Genomic DNA, 8,637 nt, shown 5'->3' with positions numbered 1-8,637 from the left:
GCTGTTCCTGCACCAGTCGCAGCTCGACGCGGCGCGGGGTGACCGGCGTACGGTGCTGCCGCCCCGCCGGATCCGACCGCCGCACTGGTCCGCGCTGCCCCTGACCCCTCTGGGCGGGCCGCCCGGCGCGCGGCGACGGTGACGGTGGCCCTGAACCGCGTTTGGTGGCCGTCCGGACGGGCAGAACTGCGGCATGACCAACGAACACCGTACGGATCAGGCGGCGACCGACGAGCCCGACGGCACCACCGCGTTCGAGGCCTCCCTGCGTCCGCCGGGTGAGTCGCTGCACACGACCGAGGACACCGGCGACGACTTCGCGGACCTGCCCGCCGAGGACCGCCGTTCGGCCCGGGAGACCAGCCGGGCCGGGTACGACGTGGCGGCGGTCTCCGGGACCGAGGATCCGATGTTGGAGGACCAGACCTGACCGGGGAGTCCTCTTCGAGTCGGTGCGACAGGTCGGCGAGACGGGTCCGACGGCTTCCCGGAACGTGCCGGGGAGGCCAGGGCGCCGGGCCGCAGCGCCGGGGGGAGACGCTGCGGCCCGACGGGTTCAGGTGATCCGGATCGCGCCGGAGGGACACAGGGCGGCGGCCTGCCGGATGCGTTCGTCGCTCTGCGGGTGTGGTGCGGCGTCGCGGAGCAGCACCAGCCCGTCGGAGTCGTCCTGGTCGAAGACCTCGGGCGCGGTCAGGACGCAGTTGCCCGACCCGCAGCAGGTGTCCCGGTCCACGGCGATCCGCAGCCCGGTCGCCGTCATCGCCCGGTCGGTGTGGGTCACCAGGTCACCGTCAGGGCGTCGAGGCCGAACACGATCGACCGGTCCCGGACGGCCAGGTCCTGCGGGTCGTCGAGGACCCGCAGGTCGGGCAGGCGTCGGGCCAGTTCCACCAGGGCGATCCGCAGCTCGGCGCGGGCCAGCGGCTGCCCGATGCACTGGTGCACCCCGAACCCGAAGGCCACGTGTTGGTGGGCCTGCCGGTAGGGGTCGAAGCCCTCCGGGTCGTCGAAGACCTCGGCGTCGCGGTTGGCCACCGAGACCAGCACCACCGCGCCCTCCCCGGCCCGGATGAGCCGGCCACCGATCTCGACGTCCTCGGTGGCGACCCGGAACAGCCCGGTCCGGACGATGCTCAGGTAGCGCAGGAGCTCCTCGACCACGCCGGGGGCCCGGTCGGGCTCGTCGCGCAGGAGGGCCCACCGGTCCGGGTGGCGGGTCAGCAGCAGGACACTCAGCCCGATCATGTTGGCAGTCGTCTCGTGGCCGGCGATGAGCAGGAGCAGCGCCATGCCGACCAGTTCGTCGACGTCGAGTTCCCCGGGCTCGACCCGTTCCCGGACGAGGCGGCTGAGCAGGTCGTCGGAGTCGCCGGGGTGGGCTCGTTTCGCCTCGATCAGGGCTCGGACGTAGTCCCGTAGCTCGTCGACGGCGCTGCGGACCAGGTCGGAGCTCATGGTGGCGTCGAGGAGGGTGCGGCTGCGGGACTGGAAGAAGTCGTGGTCGGCGTAGGGAACGCCGAGCAGGTGGCAGATCACCATGGACGGCAGCGGCAGGGCGAAGGCCGACACCAGGTCGGTCGGAGGGCCGGCGGCGGTCAGGTCGTCGAGGGTGTCCTGGACGGTCTGCTCGATCAGCGGCTCGATCCGTCGGACGTTTTTGATCATGAACTCGGCGGTCAGCATCCGCCGCAGTCGGGTGTGCTCCGCGCCGTCCATCTGGAGGAAGGCACCCTTGCGGTCGGCCTCCGACTGTGGCGGCAGCGGGCGCAGGAGCGGGAAACCGGGTCGGCTGAGGTCGGAGCTGAAGGCCGGGTGACGGAGCAGTTGCCGGACGTCGGCGTGTCGGCTCACCAACCACGCGCCCGCCCCGGTCGGGAGCCTGACCCGGGTGACCGGCCCGACCAGGCGCTCCCGGTCGGCGTCGTCGAGCAGGGCGAACGGGCCACGAGCCCGGTTGATCGGTGGCCACTCGGGCAGCTCGGCCTCGACGGTGGAGGGCAGGACGGTAGGGGTCACCGGGGACACCTCCCACAACGGATAGTAGTCACATCGATGCGTGACGTTACCCATCGAGGGGTGTCGGCACAACCCCGGGAGGCACGACCCCGGGAGGCACGACCCCGGGAGGCACGACCCCGGGAGGCACGACCCCGTCGGTGACCGGCGCCGGGATCGGCGGGACGGGGACTGCCGGTCGCCACCGGGCCGCCAGGCGGGCGGAGGCGTCCGCGACGGTCGCCGCGATCATCGGAGCCAGGCGGGTCGAACTCATCACCGCCACCTCCTCGGCGACGGTGGTGGTCCCGTCGAGGAACCGCAGCACCCGCTCGGGCGGGTTACGGGCGAAGAGCCGCGCGAAGAAGTCCGGCCCGCCCACCGTCCCGGCGTCCAGGGCGCGCAGGGCCACCGCGTCCATCCACCGGTGCCGGGCCGGGTACGCGTCGGCGGGCACCGGTGGCCGCCCGGCGGCCAGCGCCCGGGCCACCTGGTCGGCCTGGCGGTGCATGGCGGAGAAGGTGAACCCGGTGGAGGGGCGGGTGGCCCCGCCGGCCGTACCGAGCCGGACGACCCGGGGCGAGGGCCGGGCGACGAACGGCCCGTCGGTCATCGGGATCACCCCGTTCTCCACCTCCCGCACCGTCAGCCTCGCCGGGTCCAGGCCGAGCCGGTCGCGGTACCCGGCCAGCGCCCGGTCGTATCCGTCGCCGGTGAGCAGCGAGGGCGAGAACTCGGTGTACTCGACCAGGGCGTACCTGCTGCTGACGGGCAGGACGTAGCCGAAGGACACCCCCCGGGCGGGTTGCGGGGTACGGAAGTCCATCAGAACCGCCCGACCGGGGTCGAAGACCGGCGTACCGCTCTGCACCCACCAGCCCCGGAAGTGCTGCAACCAGAAGGTCCGGCCGGCCCGTTGTGGGGGGCGGGGCCGGGAGTCGAGGACCCACCGGGCCCGGGCGACAGGCCCCGCCGCACCGCGTACGACCACCCGGTCGCCGTCGTCGTCGAGGGCGGTGACCGGCGCGTGGACCCGGATCACCCCGAGCCGGTCGGCGGCCTCGGCGGCACGGGCGTAGACCGGGGCGGATCGCAGCATCGCGTACCGCAGGGGGGCGAGGTCGAGGACCCGGGACCCGCCCGGGGTGGCCACCTCGACCCGGTCCCACCTGGCGCTGAGCAGCGGGTCGAGCGCGTCGTCAGGGGTGCCCCAGAACGCCCAGGTCCGGTCCTGCCCGCGCCGGTGGACCGGGTCGACGACAGCGATGCGCAGGCCACGGACCCGGTGCCGGTCCAGGGCGGCGAGGACCAGTGAGGCGGCACCCCCGCCACCGGCCAGGACGAGGTCGACGTCGACGGGTTCGGTGTTGCTCACCGCCTCACGCTGCCACATCCGCCGTTTCGCGCGGCGGCCCAGGGGGTGGCGCAGGCCGCAAACGGGCCGCAACGGGCACCCGGTCGCAACGGGCACCGGGTCGCCCAGCCGGGTGACCGTGGTGGACATCGGACGGCAACGAAGAATTCTCATTTTCACCGGATGGAGGGCCCAACCCGCCTAGTGTTGGTCACACCGGTGCTCGTCACGGAGTTGGCCACCCGAACGACGTCCCACGCAGTCAGCGGACGAAAAGTGAGGGAAGACGCGTATGAAGGCGAAGAGACTGACCCTGTCGGCGGCGCTCGGCGTGGGACTCGGCACCCTGCTGCTCCCGGCTGCCGCGCTCGCGGCCACCACGGTGTCCCCGGCGACCACGCCGGTCGGCGGGACGGTGGTCCTGACCACCGACTGCAACCCCAGAACGGGCGACGCCCTGTTCCGGGTGACCGGACCGGACCGGGACCAGAACGTCCGGTCCACCACGGCGGCGGCCGGTGGCGGGTTGAGCGCCGAACTGTTCACCGCCGGATTCACCCTGGGCACCTACACGGTCGCCGCCACCTGCGGCGACGGCAGCGACGCCGGGAGCGCCACGTTCACCGTCACCCCGATCGGCGGCGCTCCTGCCGGTGACGGCGGCGTGGGTGGTTCACCGCAGCTGATCGCCGCCGGCGGTGTCCTGGTCGCCGCCGCGACGGGTGGGTCGCTGCTGATGTTGCGGCGTCGACGCCAGCGGGCCGCCATGGCCTGACCCACGAGCTCCATCCCATCCTGAGACGGGTGCCCGCGCCGGTGAACCGGGGCGGGCACCCGTCGTCTCGTGAGGAGGTGAGGCGGTGCACCGTCGAGGATGGACGGCAGTCGCGGTGGCCGGTGCGCTCGGTGTGGTCCTGCTCGTCGTCGGGGTGACTGTCGCACCGGTCCGCCCGCCCGCCGCGCCCGCCCCCACCGGCACCGGGTACGACCGCCCCGGGCCGTCCCTGCCCCCGCTGCCCCGGGCCGCCCCGGTCCGGGTCACCGTCCCGGCGATCGGGGTACGCGCCGAGGTGGTGCCGGTCGCCGCCGACCCGTCCGGGCAGCTGGAGGTCCCGCCACTGGACCGGCCCACAGTCGCCGGGTGGTACCGGCTGGGGGTGAGCCCCGGCGAACCGGGCAACGCGGTGCTCGTGGGGCACGTCGACTCCCGGGAGAGCGGCCCGGCTGTCTTCTTCCACCTCGGTCGACTGCGTCCCGGCGACACTGTCGAGGTCGGCCGCGCCGACGGACGGGCCGTCAGGTTCACAGTGGACGGGGTCGCGACGTACCCGAAGGAGCAGTTCCCCACCGCCCTGGTCTACGGCCCCGGGGACACGGCCCGGCTGCGGCTGCTCACCTGCGGTGGGCGCTTCGACGCGGGCCGCCGCGACTACCTGGACAACGTCGTCGTCTTCGCCACCCGCGTCGGGTGACCCCGACGACGTCCGGCGGGCCGGTGGCGCGCCACCCGAGCACGGGGTGTGAGGAGCCGACGGAAGGCTCTGCGAGGATCGTGCCGTGGCGAGACGTGCAAACCGTCGGGCGGCGGCCGACGACACCAACCGACAGTGCCCGTGCGGTACCGGCAAGGCGTACGCCCGGTGCTGTCGCCCACTGCACCTCGCGGTGACCGACGCCGCCACCGCCGAGGAGTTGATGCGCTCCCGGTTCAGTGCCTTCGCCGTCGGCGACGTCGGCTACCTGCTCCGCAGTTGGCACTCCTCGACCCGGCCGACGCGACTGGTGCTCGACCCCGGGCAGCGGTGGCTCCGGTTGGAGATCGTCGACAGTTCCGGGGGCGGCCTGCTCGACAGCAGCGGGACCGTCGAGTTCCGCGCCCACCACCGCCAGGCCGGACAGTCGGACACCCTGCACGAGCGCAGCATGTTCGTCCGGGAGGACGGTCGTTGGGTCTATCTCCACGCGCTGCCCGACTGACCGACCCCGCCACCACCGTCCGGCCGACCACCGTGGACGGACCGGGCCACCCCCGGTCGACCGTCCTGACGTCCCCGGCCACCCGGACGCGCCCCTAACCCATGACAGATGTCATTTGTTGTCATGCGGCATGCACTTTCTGTTCATGACTAACCGCACTGTGGCCGATCGATCCCGCCGCCGAGACTCGTTGTGGTCGGTACACCACCGGCCGGTCGACGAACAGGAGGTGCGGAGATGGACGAGCGGTACGACAGCTACTGCGCGGCGGACCCCCTGTTCTACGACTCGCTCGGCAGCGGCACGACCCAGCCGGGGTTCCCCACCGCCGACCGTCCGATCCCGGCCGGGTGGGAACGGGAGGCCACCGGCGACTGGCTGATGTACGCCCCGGTCGACGGCACCCTCCCCCCGCAGGGGTGGAAGATCCACGTCACCGCCCGGATGGCCGACGCCGACCAGGTGCTCGCCACCGTCTGGGACTACTGCCTCCCCCGGGCCCTGGCGTTCAAGTTCCTCCGCGGCCCCCGCACCCTGCTGATGCGCAACTCCAAGTACGCCGCCCGGGGCGCCAGCGGCAAGTTCGTCACCGTCTACCCGCGTGACGAGGCGGAGCTGGAACTGGCCTGCAAGGAACTCGACGCGCTGCTGACCGGCCGGACCGGCCCGTACATCCTCTCCGACCTGCGCTACGGCGCCGGACCGGTCTACGTGCGCTACGGCGGTTTCGCCGCCCGGTACTGCCGGTCCGACCAGGGCCAGGTGGTGGCCGCCGTCGCCGACGACACCGGCACACTGGTGCCGGACCGGCGCGACCCGGTGTTCCACCTGCCGTCCTGGGTCCGGCTGCCCGACTTCCTCGCCCCCCACCTGGCCGCCCGCAACGCCGCCCGCACCGACGAGCTGCCCTACCGCATCGAACGGGTCATCCACTTCTCCAACGGCGGTGGCCTGTACGTCGGGCGGGACCTGCGCACCGACACCCCCGTGGTGCTCAAGGAGGCCCGCCCGCACGCCGGTCTCGACGCCGACGGGGTCGACGCGGTGGCTCGCCTGGCCCGGGAGGCGGCGAACCTGCGCCGGCTCGCCGACCTGCCCCAGGTGCCCCGGGTGCACGACGAGTTCACCTTCGGCGACCACCACTTCCTGGCCCTGGAGTTCATCGAGGGCCGGTCGCTGAACAAGGTCGTCGTCGAGCGGTACCCGCTGATCGACGCGGACGCCACCGACGCCGACCGGGCCGCGTACGCCCGCTGGGCCCGATCGGTGCACGAGCAGGTCGAGACGGTCGTCGGCGAAATCCACGCCCGGGGACTGGTCTACGGCGACCTGCACCTGTTCAACGTCATGGTCCGACCGGACGACACGATCGCCCTCGTCGACTTCGAGGTCGCCGCCCCCGTCGACGGGCACCGTCGCCCCGGCCTGCGCAACCAGGGGTTCGCCGCCCCCCGGGACCGGACCGGACCGGCGGTGGACAGGTACGCCCTGGCCTGCCTGCGACTGGCGTTGTTCCTGCCGCTGACCCAACTGGTCCGCCTGGACCAGACCAAGGCGACGCAGCTCGCAGAGGTCGTCGCCGACACCTTCCCGGTGCCGCGTGAGTGGCTCGCCCGCGCCGTCGAGGAGATCACCGGCGCACCCCACCCCGGTCCGCCGACCGCCGACCCGGCGAGCGCACCTGACGACACCGCCGGGCACCCGCCGGTGACGAGCCGTCGGATGGTCGCCGCGATCACCGCCAGCGCCACCCCCGACCGCGACGACAGGCTCTTCCCCGGAGACATCGAACAGTTCCGCAGCGGTGGACTCAACCTCGCCCACGGGGCGGCCGGGGTGTTGCACACCCTGACCGTGTGCGGCGCGGGCCGGTGGCCGGAGCACGAGGAATGGCTGGTCCGCCGGGCCACCGCCCCGGTCTCCGGCACCCGGCTCGGCTTCTACGACGGGCTGCACGGGGTCGCGTACGCCCTCGACGGGCTGGGTCGGCGTGCCGACGCCCTCGACGTCCTGGACATCTGTGGGCGTGAACCGTGGCGGGACCTCGACCCCAGCCTCTCCGGTGGGCTCGCCGGGATCGGACTGAACCTGCTGCACCTCGCCGACCGCACCGGTGAGGCGACCCTGCGCGAGCAGGCCCTCCAGGTCGCCGCCCGGGTCGTCGACCAGGTCGCCGAGGACCCGGGCGGCGAGATCAGCGGCGGCGGACACCCGTACGCCGGGCTGCTGCGCGGACGCAGCGGGGCCGCGTTGCTGCTGGTGCGCCTCCACGAGACCGACGGCGACGGGGCGTGGCTCGACCACGCCGCCGCCGCGCTCCGCCAGGACCTGCGACGCTGCGTCGTCCGCCCGGACGGGGCGTGGGAGGTCAACGAGGGTTGGCGGACGATGCCGTACCTCGGTGACGGCAGTGTCGGGATCGGTCTGGTGCTCGAACGCTACCTCCGGCACCGAGCCGACGAACTGTTCGTCGAGGCGGCGACGGGAATCCGCAGGGCGGCCCGGTCCCCGTTCTACGCCCAGACCGGGCTGTTCGCCGGGCGGGCCGGGATCATCGCCTACCTCGCCGCGACGACGCCCACCCCGGACCGCAACGCCGCGCTGGAGGCCCAGGTGAGCCGGCTGGCCTGGCACGCGCTGCCCTACGCCGACGGGATCGCCTTCCCCGGTGAGCAACTGCTGCGGCTGTCGATGGACCTGGCCACCGGCACCGCCGGTGTCCTGCTGGCGGTGACCGCCGCCCACGGGCCGTACCGGGTCGGCCTGCCCTTCCTGACCCCCGGCCCCGAGGCGTCCGTGGGAACGCACCAGGACCCACCCCGCGACGTCCAGGCGTCCGCGCTGACGCCCCAGGACCCGCCCCGCAACCTCGGGGTGACCAGCCTGACCGACCAGACGGGAAGGAGGTGACACGACATGGCGCTCCTCGACCTGCAGGGTCTGGAGATGGCACCCGCCGACCGCACCGGCGGCGGCAGCCGCGCGAGCCTGCTGCTCTGCGGCGACAGCTCGCTCTCCGTCACCACCTGCAACTGACCCGCCCGGGGGCACGGTGACCGGTCGCACCCCGGTCAGCGACCCGCATCCCGGCGTCGGCACCACCGGATACCGAAAGGAGGTGACCAGAATGGCGCTCCTCGACCTGCAGGGTCTGGAGATGGCACCCGCCGACCGCACCGGCGGCGGCAGCCAGGCGAGCCTGCTGCTCTGCGGCGACAGCTCGCTCTCCCTCACCACCTGCAACTGATCCCACCGCGCGTGGGCGCCCCGGGCGGTGCACCGCACCGCCCGGGGCCATCGCGTCCGGC

General features: G+C 73.5%; 10 protein-coding genes and 1 pseudogene. 8 read left to right on the top strand and 3 right to left on the bottom strand.

Going from position 1 to position 8,637, the window contains the following annotated elements:
• Positions 1 to 142, top strand: a pseudogene (locus ABT336_RS25900) (pentapeptide repeat-containing protein); the annotation flags it as partial.
• Positions 143 to 193: 51 nt separating this feature from the next.
• A complete protein-coding gene (locus tag ABT336_RS25895; protein WP_350899972.1) occupies positions 194 to 430 on the top strand; it encodes a hypothetical protein in 237 nt (78 codons plus the stop codon).
• A 126-nt stretch (positions 431 to 556) separates the two neighbouring features.
• Here the strand turns inward: ABT336_RS25895 and ABT336_RS25890 are convergent, their stop codons facing one another.
• Genes ABT336_RS25890 through ABT336_RS25880 form a run of 3 tightly spaced genes read right to left on the bottom strand, consistent with a single transcriptional unit; the run spans position 557 to position 3,373 of the window.
• On the bottom strand, positions 557 to 784 hold the full coding sequence (locus ABT336_RS25890; protein ID WP_350899970.1) for a ferredoxin: 228 nt from the start codon (positions 782 to 784) through the stop codon (positions 557 to 559).
• On the bottom strand, positions 781 to 2,019 hold the full coding sequence (locus ABT336_RS25885; RefSeq protein WP_350899968.1) for a cytochrome P450: 1,239 nt from the start codon (positions 2,017 to 2,019) through the stop codon (positions 781 to 783). Before ABT336_RS25885 ends, ABT336_RS25890 begins: the two co-directional genes overlap by 4 nt.
• A gap of 46 nt (positions 2,020 to 2,065) precedes the next feature.
• A complete protein-coding gene (locus ABT336_RS25880) occupies positions 2,066 to 3,373 on the bottom strand; it encodes a lycopene cyclase family protein (protein WP_502891269.1) in 1,308 nt (435 codons plus the stop codon).
• 271 nt (positions 3,374 to 3,644) lie between these two features.
• Between ABT336_RS25880 and ABT336_RS25875 the strand changes: the two genes are divergently transcribed.
• From ABT336_RS25875 to ABT336_RS25850, 6 genes are all read left to right on the top strand, one after another.
• The gene (locus ABT336_RS25875) at positions 3,645 to 4,127 is read left to right on the top strand and encodes a hypothetical protein (RefSeq protein ID WP_350899964.1); all 483 of its coding nucleotides are present in this window, start codon (positions 3,645 to 3,647) and stop codon (positions 4,125 to 4,127) included.
• A gap of 85 nt (positions 4,128 to 4,212) precedes the next feature.
• Positions 4,213 to 4,824 (top strand): class F sortase, encoded by a 612-nt coding sequence (locus ABT336_RS25870; protein ID WP_350899962.1) that lies wholly within the window; start codon positions 4,213 to 4,215, stop codon positions 4,822 to 4,824.
• Between the two features lie 85 nt (positions 4,825 to 4,909).
• Complete coding sequence (locus ABT336_RS25865; RefSeq protein WP_350899961.1) at positions 4,910 to 5,329, top strand: YchJ family protein; 420 nt, start codon at positions 4,910 to 4,912, stop codon at positions 5,327 to 5,329.
• 237 nt (positions 5,330 to 5,566) lie between these two features.
• The gene (gene lanKC / locus ABT336_RS25860; protein ID WP_350899959.1) at positions 5,567 to 8,239 is read left to right on the top strand and encodes a class III lanthionine synthetase LanKC; all 2,673 of its coding nucleotides are present in this window, start codon (positions 5,567 to 5,569) and stop codon (positions 8,237 to 8,239) included.
• 6 nt (positions 8,240 to 8,245) lie between these two features.
• Positions 8,246 to 8,365, top strand: a complete 120-nt coding sequence (locus tag ABT336_RS25855; RefSeq protein WP_013734295.1) for a SapB/AmfS family lanthipeptide — start codon at positions 8,246 to 8,248, stop codon at positions 8,363 to 8,365.
• 91 nt (positions 8,366 to 8,456) lie between these two features.
• Entirely contained in the window at positions 8,457 to 8,576 is a 120-nt protein-coding gene (locus tag ABT336_RS25850; protein ID WP_350899974.1) for a SapB/AmfS family lanthipeptide, read from the top strand.
• Positions 8,577 to 8,637 lie beyond the last annotated feature (61 nt).

The sequence above is a fragment of the Micromonospora sp. NPDC000207 genome (genome assembly GCF_040300925.1).
GTDB lineage: Bacteria > Actinomycetota > Actinomycetes > Mycobacteriales > Micromonosporaceae > Micromonospora.
Note: the sequence above shows the minus strand (reverse complement) of the source record. Positions and strands in the feature narration are given on the sequence as shown.

What these genes read in the sequence shown, in the direction of transcription:
- ABT336_RS25895 (WP_350899972.1), top strand. Translation starts at nt 194, where the DNA reads ATGACCAACGAACACCGTACGGATCAGGCGGCGACCGACGAGCCCGAC.
- ABT336_RS25875 (WP_350899964.1), top strand. Translation starts at nt 3,645, where the DNA reads ATGAAGGCGAAGAGACTGACCCTGTCGGCGGCGCTCGGCGTGGGACTC.
- lanKC (WP_350899959.1), top strand. Translation starts at nt 5,567, where the DNA reads ATGGACGAGCGGTACGACAGCTACTGCGCGGCGGACCCCCTGTTCTAC.
- ABT336_RS25855 (WP_013734295.1), top strand. Translation starts at nt 8,246, where the DNA reads ATGGCGCTCCTCGACCTGCAGGGTCTGGAGATGGCACCCGCCGACCGC.
- ABT336_RS25850 (WP_350899974.1), top strand. Translation starts at nt 8,457, where the DNA reads ATGGCGCTCCTCGACCTGCAGGGTCTGGAGATGGCACCCGCCGACCGC.